At 62.3% G+C, this 24,466-nt stretch carries 19 protein-coding genes and 2 tRNA genes; 7 read left to right on the top strand and 14 right to left on the bottom strand.

Features of this window, described 5'->3' with window-relative positions; translation table 11 throughout:
• Positions 1-87 precede the first annotated feature (87 nt).
• The 3 genes from nifK to nifH all read right to left on the bottom strand — a co-directional run bounded on the left by nifK (position 88) and on the right by nifH (position 4,178).
• The gene (gene nifK / locus H7A13_07660; protein MCP5333218.1) at positions 88-1,626 is read right to left on the bottom strand and encodes a nitrogenase molybdenum-iron protein subunit beta; all 1,539 of its coding nucleotides are present in this window, start codon (positions 1,624-1,626) and stop codon (positions 88-90) included.
• A 70-nt stretch (positions 1,627-1,696) separates the two neighbouring features.
• Complete coding sequence (gene nifD / locus H7A13_07655; protein MCP5333217.1) at positions 1,697-3,151, bottom strand: nitrogenase molybdenum-iron protein alpha chain; 1,455 nt, start codon at positions 3,149-3,151, stop codon at positions 1,697-1,699.
• 145 nt (positions 3,152-3,296) lie between these two features.
• A complete protein-coding gene (gene nifH / locus H7A13_07650; GenBank protein MCP5333216.1) occupies positions 3,297-4,178 on the bottom strand; it encodes a nitrogenase iron protein in 882 nt (293 codons plus the stop codon).
• Between the two features lie 459 nt (positions 4,179-4,637).
• Here nifH and H7A13_07645 point away from each other — a divergent pair, with 459 nt between their 5' ends.
• Positions 4,638-5,066: a response regulator gene (locus H7A13_07645; protein ID MCP5333215.1), complete on the top strand. Its 429-nt coding sequence runs from the start codon at positions 4,638-4,640 to the stop codon at positions 5,064-5,066.
• A 51-nt stretch (positions 5,067-5,117) separates the two neighbouring features.
• On the opposite strand, the gene H7A13_07640 is transcribed toward H7A13_07645, so the two are convergent.
• The 5 genes from H7A13_07640 to H7A13_07620 all read right to left on the bottom strand — a co-directional run bounded on the left by H7A13_07640 (position 5,118) and on the right by H7A13_07620 (position 10,106).
• Entirely contained in the window at positions 5,118-6,113 is a 996-nt protein-coding gene (locus H7A13_07640) for a YhdH/YhfP family quinone oxidoreductase (protein ID MCP5333214.1), read from the bottom strand.
• On the bottom strand, positions 6,110-7,168 hold the full coding sequence (gene sohB, locus H7A13_07635; protein ID MCP5333213.1) for a protease SohB: 1,059 nt from the start codon (positions 7,166-7,168) through the stop codon (positions 6,110-6,112). Before sohB ends, H7A13_07640 begins: the two co-directional genes overlap by 4 nt.
• A gap of 74 nt (positions 7,169-7,242) precedes the next feature.
• Complete coding sequence (gene nudC, locus H7A13_07630; protein MCP5333212.1) at positions 7,243-8,055, bottom strand: NAD(+) diphosphatase; 813 nt, start codon at positions 8,053-8,055, stop codon at positions 7,243-7,245.
• A 151-nt stretch (positions 8,056-8,206) separates the two neighbouring features.
• Positions 8,207-8,794 carry a DUF3501 family protein gene (locus H7A13_07625; GenBank protein MCP5333211.1) on the bottom strand — a complete coding sequence of 196 codons (588 nt, stop codon included), beginning with the start codon at positions 8,792-8,794 and terminating at the stop codon, positions 8,207-8,209.
• A 67-nt stretch (positions 8,795-8,861) separates the two neighbouring features.
• Positions 8,862-10,106 (bottom strand): DEAD/DEAH box helicase, encoded by a 1,245-nt coding sequence (locus H7A13_07620; protein ID MCP5333210.1) that lies wholly within the window; start codon positions 10,104-10,106, stop codon positions 8,862-8,864.
• Positions 10,107-10,383: 277 nt separating this feature from the next.
• Between H7A13_07620 and H7A13_07615 the strand changes: the two genes are divergently transcribed.
• Positions 10,384-10,459, top strand: a tRNA-Glu gene (locus H7A13_07615).
• Positions 10,460-10,548: 89 nt separating this feature from the next.
• Positions 10,549-10,624, top strand: a tRNA-Gly gene (locus H7A13_07610).
• Between the two features lie 60 nt (positions 10,625-10,684).
• Here H7A13_07610 and H7A13_07605 read toward each other — a convergent pair.
• Positions 10,685-11,002: an H-NS histone family protein gene (locus H7A13_07605; protein ID MCP5333209.1), complete on the bottom strand. Its 318-nt coding sequence runs from the start codon at positions 11,000-11,002 to the stop codon at positions 10,685-10,687.
• Between the two features lie 219 nt (positions 11,003-11,221).
• Between H7A13_07605 and H7A13_07600 the strand changes: the two genes are divergently transcribed.
• Positions 11,222-12,160, top strand: a complete 939-nt coding sequence (locus H7A13_07600; GenBank protein ID MCP5333208.1) for an ABC transporter ATP-binding protein — start codon at positions 11,222-11,224, stop codon at positions 12,158-12,160.
• Positions 12,157-12,930: an ABC transporter permease gene (locus H7A13_07595; GenBank protein MCP5333207.1), complete on the top strand. Its 774-nt coding sequence runs from the start codon at positions 12,157-12,159 to the stop codon at positions 12,928-12,930. The genes H7A13_07600 and H7A13_07595 overlap by 4 nt, the downstream gene beginning before the upstream one ends.
• Positions 12,931-12,939: 9 nt before the next feature.
• Here H7A13_07595 and H7A13_07590 read toward each other — a convergent pair whose 3' ends face one another.
• From H7A13_07590 to H7A13_07580, 3 genes are all read right to left on the bottom strand, one after another.
• Positions 12,940-16,350 carry a UvrD-helicase domain-containing protein gene (locus H7A13_07590; GenBank protein MCP5333206.1) on the bottom strand — a complete coding sequence of 1,137 codons (3,411 nt, stop codon included), beginning with the start codon at positions 16,348-16,350 and terminating at the stop codon, positions 12,940-12,942.
• Complete coding sequence (locus H7A13_07585) at positions 16,343-19,009, bottom strand: PD-(D/E)XK nuclease family protein (protein MCP5333205.1); 2,667 nt, start codon at positions 19,007-19,009, stop codon at positions 16,343-16,345. Before H7A13_07585 ends, H7A13_07590 begins: the two co-directional genes overlap by 8 nt.
• 312 nt (positions 19,010-19,321) lie before the next feature.
• Positions 19,322-19,555: a DUF2970 domain-containing protein gene (locus H7A13_07580; GenBank protein ID MCP5333204.1), complete on the bottom strand. Its 234-nt coding sequence runs from the start codon at positions 19,553-19,555 to the stop codon at positions 19,322-19,324.
• Between the two features lie 181 nt (positions 19,556-19,736).
• On the opposite strand from H7A13_07580, the gene H7A13_07575 reads away from it, so the two are divergent.
• Both H7A13_07575 and H7A13_07570 read left to right on the top strand, forming a co-directional pair.
• Positions 19,737-20,873, top strand: a complete 1,137-nt coding sequence (locus H7A13_07575) for an epoxide hydrolase (protein ID MCP5333203.1) — start codon at positions 19,737-19,739, stop codon at positions 20,871-20,873.
• Between the two features lie 9 nt (positions 20,874-20,882).
• Positions 20,883-21,989 carry a glycoside hydrolase family 5 protein gene (locus H7A13_07570; GenBank protein ID MCP5333202.1) on the top strand — a complete coding sequence of 369 codons (1,107 nt, stop codon included), beginning with the start codon at positions 20,883-20,885 and terminating at the stop codon, positions 21,987-21,989.
• Here H7A13_07570 and H7A13_07565 read toward each other — a convergent pair.
• Positions 21,979-23,790 carry an ABC transporter ATP-binding protein/permease gene (locus H7A13_07565; GenBank protein ID MCP5333201.1) on the bottom strand — a complete coding sequence of 604 codons (1,812 nt, stop codon included), beginning with the start codon at positions 23,788-23,790 and terminating at the stop codon, positions 21,979-21,981. The two genes, H7A13_07570 and H7A13_07565, sit on opposite strands and share 11 nt — an antisense overlap.
• Before the next feature lie 75 nt (positions 23,791-23,865).
• Entirely contained in the window at positions 23,866-24,261 is a 396-nt protein-coding gene (locus H7A13_07560; protein MCP5333200.1) for a TM2 domain-containing protein, read from the bottom strand.
• Positions 24,262-24,466: the final 205 nt, after the last annotated feature.

Raw genomic sequence — 24,466 nt, 5'->3', positions numbered from 1 at the left:
TGTGCAGCCGGTTCAAAACCCATTCCCCCAAAAAAACCGGCCGCGGGAAGGGCATTCCCGCGGCCGGCGTTGCGCTCGGCGCGACGATCAGCGAATGATGTCGTAGCTGTAGTCGCTCTTGGCTGGAATGTTGGTGTTCTTGTCCATTTCGTCAAAGACCTTGTCGAGAATTCGCACCAGCACGTTCAGCCCACCCTGGTAGCCCCATACCGGGTAGCGGTGGTGGTGGTGGCGGTCGAATATCGGGAAGCCGATGCGGATCAGCGGGGTGCCGGTGTCGCGCTCCAGGTACTTGCCGTAGGTGTTGCCGATCAGGAAGTCGACCGGCTCGGTGAACAGCAGCGAGCGCATGTGCCACAGGTCCTTGCCGGCGTAGGCGTGGCAGCCTTTGCCGAAGGGCGAGCCGTCGAACAGCGTCTGCATCCGCTCCAGCCACTCCTTGCCGCCGTTGGTCGAGAGTACATGCAGCGGCTCGGCGCCCAGCTCCAGCAGAAAGCCGGTCAGCCCCAGGCAGAGGTCGGGATCGCCATAGAGTGCGAACTTCTTGCCATGCAGGTGGGCGGTGGAGTCGGCGATGGCATCGACCAGCCGGCCGCGCTCCTTCGCCAGTGCTTCCGGAATCGGTTTGCCGGTGAGTCGGGAGAGCTCCATCAGAAAGCGGTCGGTGGCGGCCACCCCCACCGGGTGGTTGAAGGCGGTCACCTCCTGTCCCTGTTCGGCACAGTATTCGAGGGTTTTCGGGGTGCAGAATTCCTGCATCGACAGGGTGGCCCTGGCATTCAGCGCCGCAGCGGTGTCGGCCAGCGTGGTGCCGCCGTCATACATGCGGAATTGGCCGTCGGTGGGGGTGTCCCAGACGTCGGAGGGGTCGCAGAGCATCGTGTAGTCGATGCCCATCAGATCGAAGATGCGGCGAATCTCCCGCTGGTTGCCGACGGTGTAGCCGTCGAAGCCACCGACGAAGTTGATTTTTTCGTTGGCGGCGCGAGGTTTGCCGTCCCAGAAGTGCTGCAGAACGCCCTTCAGCGCATTGTCGTAGCCGGTGATGTGGCTGCCGACGAAGGCTGGGGTGTGGGCGTAGGGCACGTCGAAATCCATCGGTACCGAGCCCTTCTCCTTGGCGTTCTGGATGAAGCCGTTGAGGTCATCGCCAATCACCTCGGCCATGCAGGTGGTGGAGACGGCGATCATCTTCGGCTGGTAGAGGTTGTAGGCGTTGGCCAGGCCTTCGATCATGTTGTTGAGGCCGCCGAACACCGCCGCATCTTCGGTCATGCTGGAGGAGACGCAGGAGCTCGGCTCCTTGAAGTGGCGGCTGAAGTGGCTGCGGTAGTAGGCGACGCAGCCCTGCGAGCCATGCACGAACGGCAGCGTGCCCTCGAAGCCGACCGCAACGAACACCGCGCCGAGTGGCTGGCAGGCCTTGGCCGGGTTGACGGTGAGGGCCTCGCGGGCAAAGTTCTTTTCGCGGTATTCCCAGGTCTTGGTCCATTCGATCACCCCATCGATCCTTTCATCCGGATGGGGGTTCTCGAAGTTCTGCTTCTTGTTCTTGAACATCTCCTTGTATTCCGGGCCACGGAACAGGTTGAAATGGTCAAGTACGGCTTCTGAGTTCTGGCTCATGCTGGCTCTCCTGTGGCGTGTCCGGGTCAGGCGGGGGCCGTGACCCGGGCATCGAGCTGTGGGCTTGGGTTCATTTCCAGGGCGTCTGGGTCATGCCCCACACCGGGTTGTTGATCGCCATGTCCATGTCGCGGGCAAAGATGGCGAAGCCGTCATAGCCGTGGTATGGACCGGAGTAGTCCCAGGAGTGCATCTGCCGGAACGGGACGCCCATCTTCTGGAACACATACTTCTCCTTGATGCCGGCGCCGACCAGGTCGGGCTGGATCTTTTCGACGAACTGTTCGAATTCGTAGCCAGTGACGTCGTCATAGATCAGCGTGCCATCCTTCACATAGTGGGTGGTGCGCTGGTAGTCGTCGTTGTGGCCAAATTCGTAGCCGGTGCCGACGATCTCCATGCCGAGGTCTTCATAGGCGCCGATGACGTGGCGCGGCCGCAGCCCGCCGACATAGAGCATCACCGTCTTGCCTTCCAGGCGTGGGCGGTATTTGTCGATCACCGCCTGCATCAGCGGCTGGTATTTGGCGATGACGCGCTCGGCGCCCTCCTTGATTGTGTCGTCGAAGTGGCCGGCGATCTCGCGCAGGGAGGCGGCGATCTTGGAGGGGCCGAAGAAGTTGTACTCCACCCAGGGGATGCCGTACTTCTCTTCCATGTGCCGGCTGATGTAGTTCATCGATCGGTAGCAGTGCAGCACGTTGAGCTTGGCCTTGGGGGTCGCTTCGAGTTCGGCGATCGAGCCGTCGCCCGACCACTGTGCGATCACCCGCAGGCCCATCTCTTCGAGCAGGATGCGCGACGACCAGGCATCGCCGCCGATGTTGTAGTCGCCGATGATGGCGACATCGTAGGGGCTGGATTCGAATCTGGCGGGGGCATCGGGGTCGACCTTGTCGAACACCCAGTCGCGGATGGTGTCATTGGCGATGTGGTGGCCCAGCGACTGGGAGACGCCGCGAAAGCCCTCACAACGCACCGGCACGATGGTCTTGCCGCCAAACTCCTTCGATTTTTTCTTCGACACCGCCTCGATGTCGTCGCCGATCAGGCCGATCGGACATTCCGACTGTACGGTGATGCCCTTGTTGAGCGGAAACAGATCCTCGATCTCATCCATGATCTTCTCCAGCTTCTTGTCGCCGCCGAAGACGATGTCCTTCTCCTGGAAGTCCGACGTGAACTGCATGGTCACGAAGGTGTCCACGCCGGTGGTGCCGATGTAGTAGTTGCGCCGCGCGGCCCAGGAGTACTGGCCGCAGCCGACCGGGCCGTGGGAGATGTGGATCATGTCCTTGATCGGCCCCCACACCACACCCTTGGAGCCGGCATAGGCACAGCCACGAATGGTCATGACGCCGGGGACCGACTTGATGTTCGACTTGACGCCGCAGTCGGTTTTACCCTCTTCGAAGGTGTTGAGGTGTTTGGCGCGCTTCTTGACGGTCTTGTCCGGATAGACCTTGAGCACCTCATCGATCAGCTCTTTGTTGCGTGCCTTGGTTTGCTCGACGGTCAGGCTCATGTTGGCCTCCTCATTGACGTTGAACTGAAATTCTGTGAACCCCGGCGGATGGCGCCGTCCTGCTGGTTGACTGCGCTGCTTCTGGCGCCATTCGCGGAGATTCCACCCCTGTCACCAGGAGAGGGGTGGATTCCGTTGGCGCGCCTCAGGCGACTGCCGACGCAGCGCTCTGACCGACGATCGACTCATCGACCCGCTTCATGATGCCGTGCTCCATCAGCAGATCTTCGAGCTCATCCATGGTGATCGGGGTGGGGATGGTGCCCTTGCCGCCGTTCTCATGGATCTTTCTGGCCAGCGTGCGGTACTCCTCGGCCTGCTTGCTCTCCGGTGCGTACTCCATCACCGTCATCCGCCGCAGTTCGGCGTGCTGGACGACGTTGTCACGCGGCACGAAGTGGATCAGCTTGGTGCCGAGCTTGGCGGCCAGCGCTTCGGAGAGTTCCAGCTCCTTGTCGGTCTGGCGCTCGTTGCACACCAGGCCCCCCAGGCGCACGCCGCCGGAGTTGGCGTACTTCAGAATGCCCTTGGAGATGTTGTTGGCCGCGTACATGGCCATCATCTCGCCGGACATGACGATGTAGATCTCCTGCGCCTTGTTCTCGCGGATCGGCATGGCAAAGCCACCGCACACCACGTCACCGAGCACGTCGTAGGAGACGTAGTCGATGCCTTCGTAGGCGCCTTCCTCTTCCAGGAAGTTGATCGAGGTGATCACGCCACGCCCGGCGCAGCCGACACCCGGTTCCGGTCCGCCCGACTCGACGCAGCGGATATCCTTGTAGCCCGTCTTCATCACCTGTTCGAGTTCGAGATCCTCGACGCTGCCTGCCTCGGCGGCCAGGCTGAGGATGGTGTCCTGTGCCTTCGCATGCAGGATCAGGCGGGTGGAGTCGGCCTTGGGATCACAGCCGACGATCAGGATTTTCTGTCCCATGTCGGCCAAGGCCGCCAGGGTGTTTTGTGAAGTGGTGGATTTGCCGATTCCGCCCTTGCCGTAAAAGGCGATCTGCCGTAGTTCTGCCATTACCATCTCCTTACAAAGTTTTGGTCGTGAAAGGTGCCCGAATTCGCTGCGGCCTCGTGGCCCATGCGGCAGAAGACCATACCGGCCAGAGCAACTGCCTTTGCAACCCCTTATGGTTTTTCGTATCGGCTGCAAATCCGGCAAACATCGACTGCGCAATCGATCCAGTGCAGTCCGCGTGCCATCCATGATATTTTTTCTCAAGCGATTGAATTTAAATTAATTTTTTAAGATCTTTCGAAAAGTTAGGGTATTCGGTGATTCAGGCAGGCTGTTGCAAAGGCGACAAAGCCGTCGACTCTGTCGCAAAGGGTACAGATTGGCAGTCTGAGCTCTGAAAGGCGCAACAGGCTGTTTTTCAGGCAGTTGCAGGCCAGGTCGTGATTGAAGGACAGGTCGGAACGGAAGTTGCTGAATCTGGCGGCAGGTGTTGGAGCAAGAATGACCGGAGGGTGAGCCATGCAGGTTGGAGTGGGGAGTGCCACCGCAGTGGAAAACAAGCGGGTGTTCATCGTCGACAGTGACGAGATCATCCGCGCGGTACTGCAATTCATGCTGCATGACGAGTACGAGGCGCATGAATTGGCGACCCCGGCGGCGGCCGTGGCCAAAGGCATCGACTGGAAGCCGGATCTGCTGGTGCTGGGAGGCGCCACCCTGCGTGAGCTGGGTCTGGCCGACTTGCCGCAGATCAAGTCAGAACTGGGCGGGGTGAAGATTCTGCTGGTGACCGAAGCGGGAGAGAATGTGGTGGCACAAGCGGCGCTGGATGCAGGAGTTGCCGATGCGCTGCTCCTTCAGCCGCTGACGGTGGAGTCGGTGCGCCGCACCGTCAACAGGCTGTGCGGACGTCGCACGCAACGCACCGTCAAACTGCATCAGATCTGATGGCGACGGCGGATCTGGCCGTTGCGACCAGAGCGCGGCCGCATCGGGTCGTTACGCGCCGACCCTGACCAGGACGCGGCCGACGGACTTGCCCGCCAGCATCCGTTCGATCTGCGTTGGCAGCTCTTCCAGCGTGATCTCGCGGGCGATCAGGTCGAGTGGCAGGCTGTCCCAGCTGCTGGCCAGCCGCCGCCAGAAGGCGGCCTTGATCGCTGGCGCCAGCTCCACCGAGTCGACGCCCAGCAGGTTCACGCCACGCAGAATGAACGGCATGATCGATGAACTGAGACTGGTCGAGGAGAGCTGCCCGCAGCATGCGACTGAGCCGCCATAGTTGAGCGATTTGAGGATCTGTTCGAGGGTGTCGCCGCCCACCGTGTCGATGGCCCCTTGCCACAGGGGTTTCAGCAGTGCCCTGGGCGAGCGTTCGGCGAGAGTGTCGCGGTCGATCACCCGCTTTGCACCCAGTTTCGACAGGTAGTCGGCCTGCTCGATCTTTCCGGAACTGGCCACCACCTCGTAGCCGAGCCGGGCCAGCAGCGCCACGGCCAAGCTGCCGACACCGCCGGTGGCACCGGTGACCAGCACTTCGCCCTGCTCGGGCAGCAGGCCCATCCGTTGCAGCTTGTCGACGGCGATCGCCGCGGTGAGCCCGGCTGTGCCGAGAATCATCGCTTCGCGCGGGCTCAGCTCGGTGGGCAGTGGAATGGCCCAGGCGGCCGGAACCCGAATGTATTCGGCAAAGCCGCCGGCGGTGTTCATGCCGAGGTCGTAGCCAGTGACGACGACCGGCATCCCTGGTGTGAAATCGGGATGGGTGGATGCTTGCACGACGCCGGCCGCGTCGACGCCGGGGGTGTGCGGATAGTGGCGGGTGATGCCACGGTGACCACTGGCCGAGAGGGCATCCTTGTAGTTGAGTGACGAGTAGTGAACGGCGATCAGCAGTTCACCCTCCGGCAGTTGGTCGATCGAGCGGGTGACGACGCTGCTGCCGTAGAGGCCATCGCGAATCTCGCTGGTTTGCAGGGCACGGAACTGGTTCATGGCAGTTCGCCGGCAATCTGCTGTTGTAAGGAGAGATTTTCGGCCATGGCCATCGAAGCCGCTGGCCGTGACAGATGCCCGCCCAGTCGCTGCCGCAGTTGCCCCATGCTCAGCCCCATGCGTTCAGGCAGCGAGCGTTTTTCGACATAGGCGACCTTGAAGATGTCGGCTTCATTCACCTGCCGGCCGAGGTATTCATCGCTGGTCATCAGCTCATCGATCAGACCATGGGTGAGCGCCTTCTGCCCATACCAGACCTCACCGGTCGCCACCTGTTCGATGGCAAGCTGGGGGCGGTGGCTGGTGACGAAATGCTTGAACAGTGCATGGGTCTCTTCGAGCTCTTCGATGAACTTTTCGCGTCCCTTCTCGCTGTTTTCGCCAAAGAGTGTCAGGGTCCGCTTGTATTCGCCGGCGGTCAGCAGTTCATAGTCGATCTCATGTTTTTTCAGCAGTCGGTGGAAGTTGGGCAGTTGGGCGACGACGCCGATCGAGCCGATCATGGCGAAAGGGGCCGCCAGCAGCCGGTTGGCGATGCAGGCCATCATGTAGCCGCCGCTGGCGGCCACCATGTCGACGCAGATGGTGAGCGCAATGCCGTGATTGCGGATGCGATCGAGTTGCGAGGCGGCAAAACCATAGGCATGCACCATTCCGCCGCTGCTTTCGAGCCGGACCAGCACCTCGTCCGCCGCAGTGGCCACCGCCAGGATCGCGCTGATCTCCTCGCGCAGTTGCCGGGTTTGTGATGCGCGAATGTCTCCTTTGAAGTCAATGACATAAATGTGTTTTTTTGGCAGAACATCACCTTTTTTGCGTGCCTTTTCGAGCTGTTTCCGCTCTTTTTTCCACAGCTTCAGAGCCGGTTCAGAGAGCGTGGCGTGGCGCAGGATGTCGGCCTGCTGCTCCCACTCATGGTTCAGTTTGCGCACCTCGATCTGGCCGTGTGCCGCCTTGCGCTGGCGCTGCGAGAGTGCGGCGATGCCGGCAACCAGCAGCAGAACGAGAATGAGCAGGGTCAGCCCCTTGGCGAGAAAAAGCGCGTACTCCAGCAGTGCTGCGGTCACAGATGGCTCCTGACAGGGATGAAGAACAATACGGAGGGCCAGCGGTCGTCCGCCACTGCCTGTTATTGTTGCAGTTGCCGCAGATAGCTTTCGATCAGCCAGCCCGAAATCGACACCGAACCGGGCACCTTCGGCAGATTTTTGTAGTGGAACCAGCCCGCCTCCACCACTTCGACGCCATCGGCCTTCACCTCACCGGCCAGGTAGTCGGCATGAAAGCCCAGCATCAGGTTGTTGGGAAAGGGCCAGGCCTGACTGCTGAGGTAGCGTGGATTGGTGACCTGCACGCCCACCTCTTCGAGCACTTCGCGGTAGAGGGCCTGTTCAGCCGACTCGCCCGGTTCGATGAAACCCGCCAGAGTGCTGAACATGCCGGGTGGAAATTGGGGCGAACGCCCGAGCAGCAGCTCTTCACCGCGGGTGACCAGCACGATGATGCAGGGTGACAGGCGCGGGTAGTTCAGCAGCCTGCAATTCGGGCACTCCTTGGCACGGTCAGTCGCATGGTCCTGCATCGGGCTGGCACAGCGGCCGCAGTAGCGGTGGGTGCGGTGCCACTGCACCATCTGCCAGGCCCGGCTGGCGGCGGCAAAGAGGTCGCCATTGGCGAGGCTCAGCAGCGCGCGCAGGTCAGTCAGGACAAAGCCGGATGGCAGCGGTTCGGTCGCTTCGGCGGTAAAGCAGGGGTGTCCCCGGAAGGTGCCGATGTAGTGCTCGCTGTCACGGTCGAGGTTGAGCCAGCGGCATTGGCCCTGATCGAGTGGTTGCCAATGGGGCGCCTCGGTCGACATCACCAGGCGATCGCCGACAAAGGCGATGCAGTAACTCTCCTGGTAGCCATGCGGACGGAGGTTGCCGGGTTCGAACTCACTCAACTCCTGCCAGAACATCGCTTCTATCCCACTCTGCGTTGATCACCATTCGGGCGCAAAACCCCGTAACTGCCTGAAGACTATCAGCACGGAGCGGGGTTAACAATCTGCATGCCGATGAGTCGTGGCGGAGCGGGCCATGCGCTGCGGCGCTTCAGGAGAAGTCGTTTCCGAGTGAGTCGCGGATGTGGCGGGGGATGGGATCGACCCAATGCTGATAGCCTGGGTGGTCGATGCCGGCGGCCAGTGGGGCACCATTGTGGATGGCGGCAATCATCGCGGGGGTGAATTCGAAGCGCAGAAAATGGACCGACGAGGTCTTTTCGCTGTCCGCGCGCTCCATGTCCTCGTCGGCGATGGCGTGAACGGCGTCGAAACCGGCGACCCTGATCCAGACCCGATTCTCGATGTCGACCAGTTGGGCCAAGGCGGCGCGGCGCTCGACGGCATCCTCGATCTCGATCATGAAGGTGGCCTTGAGATTGGTGCCATCCGGAATCAGCGGGTTGTAGGCGTCGAGTTCATCCTGAATCGCCGCGGATTCAAAGATTCGCTCGGCCCGCAGCATCTCCTGGATCTGATACTGCATCGACAGCCGGTCCTCGAAGTAGAGCACCGCACAGGGGCCAATCGGCAGCCGGCGATTCCGCTTGTGTTCGATGATCCGCGCCCGGAACAGCGGACGTTGCTCGGCATACTGCTCCAGCGACAGCAGATCGCCGCGGGTCAACTTTCCAGCCATGTCTGTTCAGCTCCGATGGATCGTCATCGTGGGTTGGGCCATGTTACCAGAACCCCAAGCGGCCACGTCAGCCGTGCCGCTGGCCGCTTCGAACATTGCCGTTTGCCTGGCGGGGCGTCGGTTTCATGCGGTTGCCGCGCTGCATGATCAGTTCCGGCTGGGGTTTGATGCTCGGATCGGGCTCGAAACCGGGCACCGTTTCACTCGGCAGGGTGCGCTTGAGCAGCCGTTCGATGCCGGTCAGCAGTTTTGCTTCATCGACACAGACCAGCGAGATGGCTTCGCCCTGGGCGCCGGCGCGGCCGGTGCGGCCGATGCGGTGAATGTAATCTTCCGCCACGTTGGGCAGTTCGAAGTTGATCACGTGCGGCAGTTCATCGATGTCGATGCCACGGGCGGCGATGTCGGTTGCGACCAACACCTGCAACTGGCCAAGCTTGAACTCCGACAGGGCGCGGGTGCGGGCGTTCTGGCTCTTGTTGCCATGGATGGCCAGTGCCGGAATGCCACTTTTGTCCAACTGCTCCGCGAGGCGATTGGCCACATGCTTGGTGCGGGTGAACACCAGCACCTGATACCACTGGTGCTGCCGGATCAGATGGGTCAGCAGTTCGCGCTTGCGCTCCCGATCGACCCGATAGACCTTTTGCGTCACCGCATCGGCCGGCGCATTGCGCCGCGCCACCTCGATATGGGTGGGGCTGTTCAGCAATGTATTTGCCAGCGTTTTGATTTCATTTGAGAAGGTTGCAGAGAAGAGCAGGTTTTGCCGCTTTTTGGGGAGCAGCGCAAGAATGCGGCGGATGTCATGGATAAACCCCATGTCGAGCATCCGGTCGGCTTCGTCCAGCACCAGAATCTCCACCTGCGACAGGTTGACCGTGCGCTGCTGGAGGTGGTCGAGCAAGCGACCCGGCGTGGCGACCAGGATGTCGACACCGCGCCGCAGCCGTTCGATCTGTGGGTTGATGCCGACGCCACCAAAAATCGCGGTTGAGGTGCTGCGCAGATACTTGCCGTAGCCGCGGATGCTCTCCTCGATCTGGGCGGCCAGTTCACGGGTCGGTGCCAGAATCAGCGCCCGAATGGGGCGGTGGCCATTGGCAGGCGCTGGAGTGTCAGCAAGGCGTTGCAGAATCGGCAGCGTGAACCCGGCCGTCTTGCCGGTACCGGTCTGCGCGGCGGCAAGGAGATCACCACCGGCCAATACGGTGGGAATCGCCTGCTGCTGAATCGGCGTCGGGTCGGTGTAGCCCTGGTCGGAGAGGGCGCGAAGAATTTCATTGGCAAGGCCGAGGGTGGCAAAACTCATGGGATTCCTGAAAGTGGGAAAGACAAAGCATCCTGCATCGTCATCGATGCAGCAAAGCGGCATGGGTTGGATCGCGAGACGGCGACAGTGAGGTGAATGGCGGGCAACTGCTGGTTGCAGGCATTGCGTGGACGCCGCCATCATACCACACTCTCTGCTGCGCGGCCGTTGTATCCGATTCGGGGGTGGAGCGGTTTGCCGGCGGTCTCTTGACGCTGGCGCAGCGCTTCACTACATTGCCGCCTTCGCGCTGCTGGCCCGACGCAGGCGGATGAAGGTCCCCTTCGTCTAGTGGCCTAGGACACCGCCCTTTCACGGCGGTAACAGGGGTTCGAGTCCCCTAGGGGACGCCAACCCGATGGGGCTTGCAGTGGGTCGCGAAAATTGTAGAATGTGCGTCCGTTTGCGGTGAGTCGAAGATCACGCGGGCGAAGGTCAAAAAGCGGGAATAGCTCAGTTGGTAGAGCGCAACCTTGCCAAGGTTGAGGTCGCGAGTTCGAGCCTCGTTTCCCGCTCCAATCAAAAAGGCGCCATGGTGATGAAGACCATGGCGCCTTTTTCGGTTCGGGTCCGCTGGATCAGATGCGGAACTCTTCGGTGCGTCGACCGTTTTTCTCCATCTCGCGCAGCCATTTCGGTTTTGCGCCGATGCCGGACCAGGTCAGACTTGGGTCGGATGGGTGGCGGAATTTCGGTTGCAACTTGCTGCGGCCTTTGCGTTTGGATTTCTCCGCACCGCCGATCTCCACGGTCAGACCGGCGGAGTCGGCCAGCGCCTTGATCTGTGCGGCCACCTCATCCTTGCGCTGCTCCTCGCGCTTGCTGATCAGGGCCTGAATCTTTTTTGAAAGCTCTTTGAGTTCGTCGTCACTCAGGGTGGTAATATCTGGAAGCATCGGTTTCTCCTGTGAATGAATTTCAGCAAGTATAACGATCAAATCGCTGGGGTTGAATATTTAATTTCAATTGCGCCTGTTCTGGTCTGGCTCTCTTGCTGTCGCTTTTGTGGGGCAGGTGATCCTGAATCCTTACATGAAATCATTGCTGCAGGGCAGCCGTTACCGGCATGGTGCTTAAAGGTTTTCTTTTTCTGGTCGAGGTGAAAGGCAGGTCTTATGGTTGCGGCATTGGATATCAGGAATTTGACCAAGAGCTATGCCACGGGAAAGTTGGCCTTGCGTGGTGTCGATCTGCGGGTCGAACAGGGGGATTTCTTTGCCCTGCTCGGTCCCAATGGAGCTGGCAAGTCGACCCTGATCGGCACGGTTTCGGGTCTCGTCAATAAAAGTGGCGGCACCGTCGAGATTTTTGGCCATGACATCGATCGGGAATTTTCGCTGGCCAAGAAGCAGTTGGGTGTCGTGCCGCAGGAGTTCAATTTCAATCAGTTCGAAAAGGTGATCGACATTGTCATGACGCAGGCAGGGCTCTATGGATTGCCAGTGACACTGGCGCGGGCACGGGCCGAGAAGTATCTCGGCAAGCTGGGGCTGTGGGAGAAGCGCAATGAACGCTCCCGTTTTCTTTCGGGCGGCATGAAGCGGCGATTGATGATCGCCCGGGCGCTGGTGCATGAACCACGCATGCTGATTCTCGATGAGCCGACTGCCGGGGTGGACATCGAGCTGCGCCGTTCGATGTGGGATTTTCTCAAGGAGATCAACAGAGATGGCACCACGATCATCCTGACGACCCACTATCTGGAAGAGGCTGAAAGCCTGTGCCGCAACATTGCGATCATCGACCAGGGCAGCATCGTTGCCAACACCGACATGAAGAGCCTGTTGCAGCAGTTGAACACTGAAACCTTCGTGCTCGATCTGCGGCAGAATCTCGATCAGGCACCGCAACTGACCGACTACCGGCTGCGGCTGATCGATGCGCACACGCTGGAGGTCGATCTGCTCAAGGCGCAGAGTCTGAATGACTGCTTTGGCCAATTGTCGGCATTGGGCATCGAGGTGATCAGCATGCGCAACAAGAGCAACCGTCTCGAGGAGCTGTTCCTCAACATGGTCGAGAGCAGTCAGAATAAAAATGGAGCGGTGGCATGAACTGGCTGGAACAGTGGCGCGCCTTGTTGACGATTGTCGTGCGGGAGGTGCGGCGTTTCACGCGTATCTGGATGCAGACCCTGCTGCCGCCGGCGATCAGCACCGGGCTCTATTTCGTGATCTTCGGGGCGCTGATCGGGGCACGGATCGGCAAGATGGGCGGTTATGACTACATGGAATTCATCGTTCCGGGGCTGGTGATGATGGCCGTGATCACCAATGCCTATTCCAATGTGGTGTCGTCGTTCTACAACACCAAATTCCAGCGCTCGATCGAGGAGATGCTGGTCTCGCCAACGCCGAACTACATCATCCTGCTCGGCTATGTACTGGGCGGAACCGCCCGTGGGCTGATGGTGGGTGCGATCGTGATTGCGCTGTCGCTCTTTTTCACCCATCTCCAGGTCCATCATATGCTGGTGACGCTGATGGTGGTGGTGATGACGGCAGTGCTGTTTTCCCTCGGCGGTTTCATCAATGCGGTGTTTGCCGAGAGTTTTGATGACATCTCGATTGTGCCGACCTTCGTGTTGACGCCACTGACCTATCTGGGTGGGGTGTTCTATTCGATCGATCTGCTGCCTGAGTTCTGGCGGCAGGTATCGTTGCTGAATCCGATTCTCTACATGGTCAACAGCTTTCGTTATGGCATTCTTGGCGTTTCGGATGTTTCGATCGGTTGGGCACTCGGCATGATCTTCTCCTGCATCGTCGTGCTGGCGCTTTATGCGTTGAGCCTGCTCAATCGGGGTGTCGGCATTCGCTCCTGATCTGCTTCTTCAGCGCGCTTCGTGCCCGATCTCGTGCAGCAGGTCGATCTGCGCGAAGTAAAGCGCGGTACGGATCGGTCGGGCATCGATGTGGCCCATCAGGGTGCGGTAATCGAGCAGTTGCTGCCGGTACTGCCCGGTTTCACGCGCCAGAAACGCATCCAGTGCCTCGTCCGCTGTGGGTCTGCTGCTTTTATAGTCGATGATCCAGCGTATACCGCTGTGATTGACGAAGGTGCGATCGATCACGCAGTGGCGCAGTTCGCCATCGATCCAGCCGCTGACTGCGAGCTCGTTCTCGGCCTGCTGATGCAGCGGATCGAGCAGCCAGCGAAAGGTGGGTGACTGCAGGCAATCCTGCACGATCTGCTGCAGCCGTGTCACCGCGGGCACGGCTGCGCCCCGGTAGCCGAGCTGCCGCAGCATCGCCAGCCAGCCATCGCGGCTGCGGGCGAGGCGTTGGGAATCCCACTGTGCAATGCCCTCCTGCGCAACGGTTTCGATCGCGCGGTGCAGCAGCTCGCCGAACTGGCGGGCGCCCTGCGTGTCGAGCTCGTCCAGTTGGAGCTTGAACCGCAGCCGTTGCGGGTCGTAGGGAAAGTCATGACCACGAAAGCGGCTCAACAGGCCGTCATCGGGCAGATGCGGCGCGGCGAAGTCGGCCGGCAGTCGATGCCACTGCGCGGCGCTTTTGGCTTCGCCGTCGATCTCGTCGACCGCTTCGATCCAGCGTGCTTCGGGCAGGATTCCGGGCCAGAGCATGGCCAGAAAGCTGCGTCTGTCGGGTGCGCGTGGCTGGCCGCTCGGGTCGCGCTTGACGGTGGCGAACAGATGCAGGCGGGCGCGGGCGCGGGTGGCGGCGACATAGAGCAGGCGAATCGCCTCCTGCGCCTCGCGCTTGCGCTCGATCTCCTTCAGGTAGCCGTTGATCGGGTTCGATTGCGCCCTGTCCGCGCCAGGGGCAATCGGCGCCATCAGCAATCTGGGGGCGTGCGGGCCGCGGTTGACATGCCAGTTGAGCAGTTTCTCCTTGGCCGGAGGCGGACTCTGTTCCAGACCGGGCAGCAGCACGACATCGAACTCGAGACCCTTGGCCTTGTGGATGGTCAGCAGCTGCACCCGGGTCTGACCCTGGCTTGGGGCATGGAGGCGGGAGAGTTCGGCATCGAGCTGGTCGAGATCGAGCGGCAGACCCGGGGTTTCGATTCGCTCCAGCAACTGAAAATAGGCTTCGGCCTCGTCATGGGCCTGTGCCGATCGCAGCGTCGCTGGACCACCGAGCAGCAGCCAGCAGCCTTCGATCCAGTCCCGCAGTGGCCGGCGTCGCGCCTGTTGCAGGCTGGGGGTGATCCGTGTCAGCAGCCGCTGACAGCGCTGCGCACCGTCGCTGGAGAGTTGTGCGCAGCGCTTCGCCTGCTGCAACAGTTCGATCACCGGGTCTTGCCCCTGGTCTGCGATCAGGGTCAGGTCGGCGAGCGTGAGCCCCACCAGTGGGGAGCGCAGCAGTGCGAACCAGGCCAGCCGGTCGGCCGGAGCGAGCAGGGCAGCGGTCAAAGTGCGCAGATCCTGAATGGCGATGCGGCGCTCCAGCGGCTCGACCTCGACCGCCGAAAAGGCGATGCCGGCCGATTTCAGCTCGCTGATCAGCGGCTGCAGATGGGTTCTGGCGCGCACCAGCACGGCAATGGTGTGCTCTGGCTGTTGCAGCGCCTGTTGCAGGCAGGTCACCAGCGCCTTGGCTTCGAGCAGGCGTGCGCCTGGGCCGCTGAGCAGGGTGGCGGTGATGGCATCCGGTGTCGCCGTGCTGCCGTCGAAGGCCGTGGCCCGACTGTAGGGCACCGCACCGATCGCCAGCGATTCATCGCTGGGAAAGGCGTTGCCGATCGCATCGTTGATCCACTCCACCACCTGGCGGGTGGAGCGGAAATTGGTGGTCAGGCGCACGGCATCGAGCGGCAACTGGTTGAAATTTCCGTGGAATGCAGCGAGGAAGTGGCTGACGTCGGCTTCGCGAAAGCGGTAGATCGACTGCATGGGATCGCCGACCAGGAACAGCGTGCGGCCGTCGCCCGCTTCCCAGCCATGGGTGAGCCGGCTGAGCAGCGCGATCTGTGTCGAGGAGGTGTCCTGGAACTCGTCGACCAGCAGGTGGCGAATCTGACTGTCGAGCGCCAGCGCCAGATCGGTGGGCTGTTCGTCGCCGCCAAGTGCCCGCAGTGCCGCCGCAGCGACTTCGTTGTGATCGATCTCGTTGCGCCGCTGGAATACCAGTTTGAGCAGGGCGGCGAGCGGTTTGAGCAGCGCGATCAACGCTTGCAGCAGCGCCCAGTGCTGGTCGCTGTAGCCGTGCCTCGGCAGCCCCCGAATCTCCAGCAGTGCCTCGCGGCTGGCGCCATCGTCGGCGAGTGAGGCAAGCAGTTGGCCCATCTGCGCCTTGCGCTCGCTCAGCAGGCTTTTCTGCTGTGGGTCGCGTGCATCGCTGGCGGGTGGAAAGCCCTGGTTCCTGTCGATGCGCTTGCGCCACTCGCCTTCGCCGGTCAGCAGCAGTTGGGTCAGCGCCTGCCAGGCGGGCAGGGCGCTGTGCTCGGCTGGTGGCGGCAGCGGACTGGACAGCAGCGGCAGGATCGGCGAATCGATCTGGGCCAGATGCAGCTGATCGACCGCGAAACGGACCAGCGGCCAGAGTGTGTCGGGCAGGTTGCGCAGCGTGCGTGCGGCATCGGCGAGCCGTTCGTCGATCAGTTCGGTCAGACAGCGCTCGAGGTGGTGGCGAAGCTGCTCGCCCTCTTCCAGATAGAGGTGGGGCAGCCACTGGTCGCGAATCTTCAGCAGCTCGACGAACAGCCGTTCGGCGCGGTCGAAGTCATTGTCCAGATGCAGCAGCAACTGCTCCAGTGCATCGGCCCAGGGGACTGCATCGTTCAGGCTGTCGAGCAGCTCCCGGGCGGCGTCGTGGTAGGCTGGTTCGCTTTGATCGGCGAGGTGGGCATTGAAGGCGAGCCCGGCCGCCAGCGGCAGCCGCCGCACCAGTCGGCCATTGAAGCTGTCGATGGTGCAGATGTTCAGCCGGTTGGGATTTTCGAGCAGCCGCCAGCCATGGCGTTGATCCTGCGCCAGTGCCTGCCGTGCCAGATGCCAGTTCTCTAGCCGATGGGGCTCGGCGGGTGGCGCACTCTGCGCGCCATGCAGCGCTGCCAGGATGCGCGCCTGCATCTCTGCCGCCGCCTTGCGGGTGAAGGTGATGGCCAGAATCTCCTCGGGGCGGGAGACCTGGGCCAGCAGTCGCAACATGCGGCGAATCAGCAGCTCGGTCTTGCCGGAGCCGGCCGGTGCCTGCACGATCAGCGAGCGCGTGGTGTCGAGTGCCGCGTCACGGGCCGGGCTGTCGATGGGCAGCTTCAGGGTGCTGACTTCAGCCATGGTCATCGATCCGGCAGAGGGGGCGGTGCGGACAATATTCGCAACTGTGCGGCAGGCGCTTGGGTGTCACGCGGGCGATGCCGGCGGCAAACTCCTCGGCGAGCCGGGTCAGATGCTGCTGCCAGAGGTCAATCTGCGTGTTCCAGGGGTCTGTCGCCATTTCGTCGTGCCGGGGCAGCTTGATGCCGGGGGCCAGATCGTCGTGCGCACCGAGTCCGGCCAGCTTGCTGCGTTCGGTGTCGAGCATGAAGAAAGCGATGGCGGCGATCGGCTGGCGGTCGTCCTGTTGCAGCAGGTAGAGCGGCAATTGTGGCTCATCTGGACGCTCGCCCAGCCATTCGGTCACATTGTGTTCGCTGCCCTTGTAGTCGATCAGCAGCAGGCTGCCATCCTCGAGCCGATCGATGCGGTCGGCGCGGGTGCGCAGCCGCAGCGGGCCGATCGAAAGCGCTGCTGGCTGCTCGACCGTGACCGTGAAAGGCGGGCGTTGCAGGTCGAGCAGAAGAGCGGTCTGCAACAGCCGCAGCAGCCGCTGGCGTTCGATCTGCCACAAACGACCGGCGCCGGCCGTACGGTGATGCTGCTGCTGCATCACCGCATCGACTGCCTGCTGGCACCAGGCGTCGCGCTGGGCTGCATCGGCATGCTGCAGTCGTTCCTGCGAACGCACCTCGCTCCAGAATCGCTCCATCAGCAGATGGCTGAAGGTGCCGCGTTCGCGGGCATCGAAACCGAGCTGGGGTGGTTCGGCCGGCAGCAGTCGCAGCCGATGGTTGGCATAGGCGCGAAACGGGCAGGCGGCCTGATCCTTCAGCAGTTGCGTGCCGCCACGGCTGGGGCGGTCGTCCGTCAGTACCAGCGGCAGACCCTGATGATCTTCAGTGGGCAGGGTGGCCAGCGGCTGCTGGCGCAACGGCTCGATGGCCGAGGTGACAAGGCCCAGCGCCGCCGCCGTGGTGGTCGGCCAGCCGCTGATCAGCGGGCTCGGTTCGAGCGGTTCTTCATCCTTGCGGCAGGCATGGCTCAGGATCACTTGGTCGGCGGCGCCGAGCAGGCGCCGGGTGATGCGGGCGGCAAATTCGATCTCGCGCTCGGCAGTGGCGCGCGGCAGATCGAGCCGCCGCTGCAAGCCGATCGGCAGCAGCGGATTGGGTGCCGGCGCGGTGGGCCAGTTGCCACGATCGAGCCCCATGATCCAGAGCTGGTCGAACTGCAAGCCGCTGGCTTCGAGCAGGCCCAGAATCTGGATTGGACTGTCGCCGCTTTGCGGCTGAAAGCTGGCAAGCGTAAGCAGTTCGGTCAGCCGCTGCAACGCCGTCCCTGCAGCGAGGGGTGCGGTGTAGGGGTCGAGCATGGCAAAGCGTTGCAGCGCCTCGCGCCAGGTTTCGACCGCCTGCAACTCCTCACTGTCGAGCGTGCGTTCGCCCGGCCAGCCCAGTGCCAGCAAGGAGCTGCTGAACCGCCGCGCCCAGTACGAGGGTGGTTGTGCGGCACTGCCCTGCTGTGCCTGATCGAGCAGATCGATCAGGGTGCTGCTGAACGGGCTGGCATGGCTGTTTGGCAACTGCAGCAGGGCTGCGCGCAGCAGAGGTGGCGACCACTCGTGACGGCGCTGCTGCTGCAGGGCAGCTTCGAGCTGCGCCTGTCGTCTCTCCTCGCCGATGAATGGAGAGCGCAAAATCTGCCGCAGCGCGGTGGCGCTGAGGTCGGTGCCAGTGGTCAGCCTCAGCAACGTCAGCGCATCGGCGATGATCGGTACCGCAGGCAGTGGCAGCGGCGCGGAGAGGTTGACCGGTGGCGTGTAGGGCGGCGTGCTGGGCAGCAGCGCATGGGGTTCGAGCTGTTCCCGCAGCGCATGAAGCAACTGGCCACGCACGCGCGGCAATTCCGGCGCCACCACGCCGATTCGCACCCTCTCGCCCCGTTCGATCAACACTCGGCGGCACCAGGCGGCGATGGCCTGCAATTCATCACGCTCCTGGTCGCAGGGCAACCGTTGCGGCTGGCTCGGGCGTGGATCGGCATCGAGCTGTCGAAGGGTGGCACCCGCGGCATTGGCTCGATCGAGCAGCCTTTGCCAGGCCGGCGGCCATTCGTCAAAAGCGTAGAGCAGCAGCTGTCTGGGCAAGCTGATCTGGCCGTGGTCGATCGCCGTGGTGATCAGTGCGGGCAGCTCGGCACTGCTGATCCAGCCCTGTTCACGACAGCGGCCGCGAAAGTGGGCAACCCACTGCGCAAGCCAGCCAAAGCTTTCATCCACGGCCAACTCATTGATCAGACGCGACTCAGAGACTTGCCACAGTTGCAGCAGTTCCCAGGCGTCGCTGGCCTGTACCGCCAGATCGGCGGCCCGGAACAGCCCCTGGTCAGGCAGTGCCGACTCGACGGCCTGCTGCCACAGCAGCCGCTGCGCCCACTCATCCAGCAGCGTGGCCTGCCAGCGCCGATCACTGCTGATGGCTTGCTGCTGGAGATAGAGCTGCTGGAGCCAACCGCTGAATGGCAGGATCGCGGGGCGGCGCCAGGCCTTGACGCCCCGTTCGCGCTGCAACTGGGCGTGGCGATTCAGCAGTGTGCGCGACAGCCGAAGATTGGGCGTCAACAGCAGCGAGTGGTGGTCGAGAGCGGCCAGGGTGGCATCGGGCTGTGACATCGTCATCCTGTGCTTGCGCGGTTTCCGCGGTGTGGACGGGGCTAAAATTTGCTAGAATCGGCCGCCTTTTCACCCACCCGTCATTTGAGGAGACCGCCGTGGCAGAGATCAAGAAGCAGGATGTTCAGGTGACCGACAGCAGCGACAGCCGCGCCGATGCGACGGCCATCTTCTTTCTGCTGATGATCGCACTCAGCGCCATCGTCTTCTGGGTTTCAAACCAGTAAAGCCGACGTGGTTGCCGTCGGCAGAGGGTCCGCCCGCGTCAATGTCCGGCCTGATGGAGGCGGGACATGGGCAGCAGTGAGTGCGCCGGCCTCAGCGCGCCACTTGGCTCAGCACCAGTTGCACCACCCCATACACGGTCAGCACAAAGAGCACGGTAAAAATGACGCCGGCAATGATGAACCGGCTCGCCTTGCCATGGGCGAAATCCCGTTCAAGATTGGCGCGCTTCTGCACACCCAGTGCCGCCGCCAGCACGCTGCCGATGGTTTGCAGGATCGACAGCGATTCGGGTTGTTTCGAAGGCTCTTTCTTTGATTCGTTCATGCAACTCTCCTGATGAGGCGAGCGCTGATTATACCCCGCCTGTCCAGAGGGCCACGCTGCTCTGAAGACCATCTTTCTGGAGCCGTTTGCGCCGGGCTGTCATCGTCGCCTCGATGCAGTACAGTGACGACCGCATCGACACTGTGAACCCAATCCGTTCAGGAGCCGACTCATGGAGACCCTGCGCCCGTTCTCGATCGAGATTCCCGAAGCGCAACTGATCGATCTGCGGCAGCGGTTGGCCGCGACACGCTGGCCCGAGGCCGAGACGGTCGATGACTGGTCGCAGGGGGTGCCTCTGGCCTATCTGCGGGAGTTTTGCAGTTATTGGGCGCAAGAGTATGACTGGCGCGTGACCGAGCGACGGCTCAACGTCTTTCCCCAGTTCAAGAGCCAGATCGATGGGCTCGACATCCATTTTCTGCATGTGCGCAGTCGCCATGCGCAGGCGCTGCCGTTGCTGATCACCCATGGCTGGCCTGGTTCCATCGTCGAGTTCCACAAGGTGATTGCCCCGCTGAGCGATCCCACCGCATTCGGCGGCAGCGCCGACGATGCCTTCCATGTCATCTGCCCCTCGCTGCCGGGTTATGCCTTTTCAGACAAACCGCGTCAGACAGGCTGGGGGGTTGAGAAGATCGCCACGGTCTGGGATGCCCTGATGCGCCGACTCGGCTATCAGCGCTATGTGGCGCAAGGAGGGGACTGGGGCGCTGCGGTCACCACCGCCATCGGCACGCAGAATCTCGGCGCCTGCATCGGCATTCATCTCAACATGCCGACTGCCTCGCCGACCCCGCAGGCGTTGAGCAGTCCGACCGAGCGTGATCAGCGCGCACTGGCCGCCGCGGCCCACTATCAACAGTGGGAGGGTGGCTACTCGAAGCAGCAGGCCACCCGGCCACAGACCCTCGGCTATGGGCTGGTCGATTCGCCGGTCGGGCAGGCCGCCTGGATTCTTGAAAAGTTCCGGGCCTGGACCGACTGTCAGGGACACCCTGAAAACATCCTCAGCCGCGATGAACTGCTCGACAACATCATGCTCTACTGGCTGACCGCCTCGGCGGCCTCATCAGCCCGGCTCTACTGGGAGAGCTTCGGCAGCTTCGGGGGCGACCGATCGGCGGGCGTCGAACTGCCGACCGGCTGCAGCATCTTTCCCAAAGAGATCGTGCCGACGCCGCGCAGTTGGGCCGAGCAGCGCTACCGCAACATCGTCTACTGGAATGAGCTAGATCGTGGCGGCCATTTTGCTGCCTTCGAGCAGCCGCAGCGGTTCGTCGAAGAGCTGCGTGCCTGCTTTGCGCTGATGCGCTGAGGGGGTGACATGGCTTTGGAAAAGAAGATTCGCGGCGTCAACCTCGGCAGTTGGCTGCTGCTGGAGAAGTGGATGGTACCCAGTCTGTTTGCCGGACTGGAGGCCACCGACGAGACCAGTTGGTGCGTCGAGCTGGGTGATCGGGCCGCCGAGCGGCTGCATCGGCATTGGAACAGCTTCATCACCCGCGATGACTTCGTCTGGCTGGCCGCGCGTGGCATCAACGCGGTGCGCATTCCGGTGGGCCACTGGATTTTCGGACCTGACTACCCCTACCACCGCAGCTATGGCGCCCACCGCCACCCTTTCGTGACCGGTGGCATCGAACTGCTCGACCGCGCCTTCGGTTGGGCGGGCGAGCTGGGGTTGCAGGTGGTCATCGACCTGCATGCCGCACCTGGCTGTCAGAATGGTTTCGACAATGGCGGCATCAAGGATGTCTGCGACTGGCACACCGAGCTGGCCTACCGCGACCACTCCCTTGCGGTGCTGGAGCGGCTGGCCGAGCGCTATGGTGCCCATCCGGCGCTGCATGCGATCGAAGTATTGAACGAACCGCGCTGGGATGTGCCAACCGACTATCTGAAGGCCTACAACGTCGATGCCTATCGACGCATTCGTCGACACTGCCCTGCTGATCGGGTGGCGGTGATCTTTCATGACGGCTTCCGTCCGTTTCAGGAGTACTGCAACTTCATGCAGCCGCCTGAGTTCGCCAATGTGCGCTTCGACATCCACCGCTATCAATGTTTCGAGCGTGGTGACATCGACATGGACATCCATGGCCACATCGGCAAGGCGGCCGGTGCCTGGCGCGACGAGGCCGATGCGATCCAGCGCGAACTGCGACTGCCTGCCTATGTCGGTGAATGGAGTCTCGGCCTCGACCTGAAGGTGGTCTCGCTGTGGGCGCAGGGACCGTTCAACCATGCGCTGGAGCGGATGGACGCGCTGCAGGAAACTGTGGCCTACCGTGCCTATGCGGCAGCGCAGTTGATGACGTTCGAGCGCTACGCGGGCTGGTTTTTCTGGAGCTACCGGACCGAAACCACGCCGGCCTGGTGTTTCCGCGACTGTGTTGAGCGCGGCTGGCTGCCGGATGACTTCAACCCTTGAGCGGGCGCTCCTCCAGCCAGCAGACCTGCGGGTTGTGAAACAGATACTTCTCGCCGCAGACCCGGGTCAGCATGATCTTGCGGTCATGGTGCCGCGCCAGGGTTTCGTGAAAGCCGATGGTCAACAGTGTGGCGTTGGGCAGTTCGCGGTGCAGCATCTCCATCAGGCAATCCTCGGCCTTGGGGGCGAGGGCGTCACTCGCCTCCTCGATGAAGATCCAGGCGGGGCGGTGCAGCAGCAGCCGGGCGAAGCCGAGGCGTTGCTGGGTGCGCAGTGCCAGCACATGGTCCCACTGATCGCTCTCGTCCAGACGCGCCGCCAGCCAGGAGAGCCCGACACACTCCAGCGCGTAGTGGATGCTGCCGGTCTCGAAGCGGTCGGCGGGCGCCGGATAGCTGAGCAGTGAGCGCAATGTGCCATCGGGCAGGAACGGACGTTGCGGCATGAAGTAGATCGGCTGGCCGCGTGGCAGCAGCACTTCACCCTCTCCCCATGGCCAGAGGCCGGCAATGGCCTTGAACAGTGAGATGGCGGCGGTGGCGTCGCCATCGATCCAGACCCGTTCGCCACGGCGGAAACGTTCGTCGAGATGCTCGATGATCAATTTGCCATCCGGGTTGGCGATGCTGAGGTCACGCAGTTGCAGCTCATGGCGGGCCGATTTTTGACGTTTGATGTGTCGGCCATCGCCCTGTCGGCTCTCGGCAGCGAGCGCCGACAGGTCATCATGCAGCGACAGCATCCGCTCGGCGGAAGCGCGGAATTTGGCCATGTCGCCCAGGTTGTCGATCGGCCAGGAGAGTGCCGAAGTCAGTTTCTGGAACGCCTGGGCCGACTGCATCAGCACACCCAGTGTCATGACACCGGCAATGTACTGTGGGGCGGCAACCAGAATCGGGAAGACCGGCAGCAGCGCGCCATAGCCGGAGGAGAAGGAGACGATGCCCATGTAGGCAAGGGTCTGGCGATTCCAGCCCTGCCCGAGAGCATCGAACTGTCGCAAGGAGTGTTGCCGTTCGTTCTGTTCGCCCTGCATCAGCGCGATGGCCTCGGAATTTTCACGCGAGCGCGACAGGCCGAAGCGGAAGTCGGCCTCCAGGGTCTGCAACCTGTTGGTGGCCTTGACCAGTGGCCGCCCCAGCAGCAGGCCGAGCGCCGTTCCCGCGCCGGCGTAGAGCAGGGCGAGGATCACCATGTAGCCCGGCACCTGCAGCGAGGTGCCTGGCAGACTGGTGCTGCCGGAGACCGACAGCAGAATGTCGACGAAACTGCCGAGAATCAGCAGCGAATAGACCAGCGTGTGTGCCAGCATGATCGCCATCTCGCTGGCGATGCGGATGTCCTCGGCGATGCGGCTGTCCGGGTTGTCATGCTCGCCGGCGGTGAACTGCAACTGGTAGTGGTGACCCTGCACCATCCACTGGCCGAGGAGGCGCTCGGTCAACCAGTGCCGCCAGCCGATCTGCAACCAGCGCTTGACCTGCAGATGGAGCGCGGTGACCAGCATCGTCAGCACGAAGATCAGCACAAAGGTGAAGCCATGGCGCAGAAAAAGGGCCAGTGAGCGCGCTTCCAGGGCATCAAAGAGCGCGCGGCTCCAGTAGTTGGTCCAGATCACCAGCGCCACTTGCGCCAGCGTCAACAGCAGCAGCGCCAGCGTGATCGCGCGCACTTTCCACTTCTGCTCGCTGGACCAGTAGGGCCCTGCCAGCCGGATGAAGCGATGCAGAAAAAGGTAGCGCGAACGGATCGGACCGATCGCCGGCGAGACAGGGTTGGGTGAAGAATCGAGCGGGGGCATGGCGGTCGTGGTCAGACTCTGCCGGGTCTTCGTTTATCGTACATGGCCGACCATGCAGCCGACAGTGTGGCGCGCTCACGCATGGCGGTTGAGCGCATCGATCTGGCTGTTGAGCGTCCAGTAGTCGTAAAGATAGCCCACGCCACCCAGCGCGAAGGTGCAGAGATAGAGCAGGCCGGTCGGCCATTTTCCCAGATAGAAACGGTGCACGCCGAACAGACCGAGAAAGGTCAGCAGAATCCAGGCCGTGCTGTAGTCGACGGCGCCGCTCTGATAGTGCTCCTCGGCTTCACGCGCCATGGCTGGAATCAGCAACAGATCGATGAGCCAGCCGATGCCGAGCAGTCCCAGTGTGAAGAACCAGAGTGTGCCAGTGACCGGTTTGCCGAAATAGAAGCGGTGGGCGCCGATGAAGCCGAAAATCCACAGCAGATAGCCGATGGTTTTTGAATGGGTCGATCTGGACTGCACGAATGCGCTCCTGTTCTTCGGTTTTGTTGCATCGGTCGCAGCGCATCAGCGCCGCTTCAGCCATACTGCCCGGCATCGTCGCTCTTTGAAAGCGTGGCTGGCGTGCGTGTCGGGCGTTGAACATTGTTGCCGTGACTGCTGTCCAACGTGGTGTCTGGAGCCGGTTTACGACGGGGTGCCCAGCGCGTGCACCTCTATACTTGAA

The sequence above is a fragment of the Pseudomonadales bacterium genome (genome assembly GCA_024234215.1).
Taxonomy (GTDB): Bacteria; Pseudomonadota; Gammaproteobacteria; order Pseudomonadales; family UBA5862; genus JACKOQ01.
This window is presented reverse-complemented; position numbering and strand designations above follow the sequence as displayed.

Excerpts from the sequence above, each read along its gene's own strand:
- nifK (MCP5333218.1), bottom strand. The coding sequence starts at position 1,626 with ATGAGCCAGAACTCAGAAGCCGTACTTGACCATTTCAACCTGTTCCGT.
- nifD (MCP5333217.1), bottom strand. The coding sequence starts at position 3,151 with ATGAGCCTGACCGTCGAGCAAACCAAGGCACGCAACAAAGAGCTGATC.
- nifH (MCP5333216.1), bottom strand. The coding sequence starts at position 4,178 with ATGGCAGAACTACGGCAGATCGCCTTTTACGGCAAGGGCGGAATCGGC.
- H7A13_07645 (MCP5333215.1), top strand. The coding sequence starts at position 4,638 with ATGCAGGTTGGAGTGGGGAGTGCCACCGCAGTGGAAAACAAGCGGGTG.
- H7A13_07640 (MCP5333214.1), bottom strand. The coding sequence starts at position 6,113 with ATGAACCAGTTCCGTGCCCTGCAAACCAGCGAGATTCGCGATGGCCTC.
- H7A13_07625 (MCP5333211.1), bottom strand. The coding sequence starts at position 8,794 with ATGGCTGGAAAGTTGACCCGCGGCGATCTGCTGTCGCTGGAGCAGTAT.
- H7A13_07620 (MCP5333210.1), bottom strand. The coding sequence starts at position 10,106 with ATGAGTTTTGCCACCCTCGGCCTTGCCAATGAAATTCTTCGCGCCCTC.
- H7A13_07605 (MCP5333209.1), bottom strand. The coding sequence starts at position 11,002 with ATGCTTCCAGATATTACCACCCTGAGTGACGACGAACTCAAAGAGCTT.
- H7A13_07600 (MCP5333208.1), top strand. The coding sequence starts at position 11,222 with ATGGTTGCGGCATTGGATATCAGGAATTTGACCAAGAGCTATGCCACG.
- H7A13_07595 (MCP5333207.1), top strand. The coding sequence starts at position 12,157 with ATGAACTGGCTGGAACAGTGGCGCGCCTTGTTGACGATTGTCGTGCGG.
- H7A13_07590 (MCP5333206.1), bottom strand. The coding sequence starts at position 16,350 with ATGGCTGAAGTCAGCACCCTGAAGCTGCCCATCGACAGCCCGGCCCGT.
- H7A13_07585 (MCP5333205.1), bottom strand. The coding sequence starts at position 19,009 with ATGACGATGTCACAGCCCGATGCCACCCTGGCCGCTCTCGACCACCAC.
- H7A13_07580 (MCP5333204.1), bottom strand. The coding sequence starts at position 19,555 with ATGAACGAATCAAAGAAAGAGCCTTCGAAACAACCCGAATCGCTGTCG.
- H7A13_07570 (MCP5333202.1), top strand. The coding sequence starts at position 20,883 with ATGGCTTTGGAAAAGAAGATTCGCGGCGTCAACCTCGGCAGTTGGCTG.
- H7A13_07565 (MCP5333201.1), bottom strand. The coding sequence starts at position 23,790 with ATGCCCCCGCTCGATTCTTCACCCAACCCTGTCTCGCCGGCGATCGGT.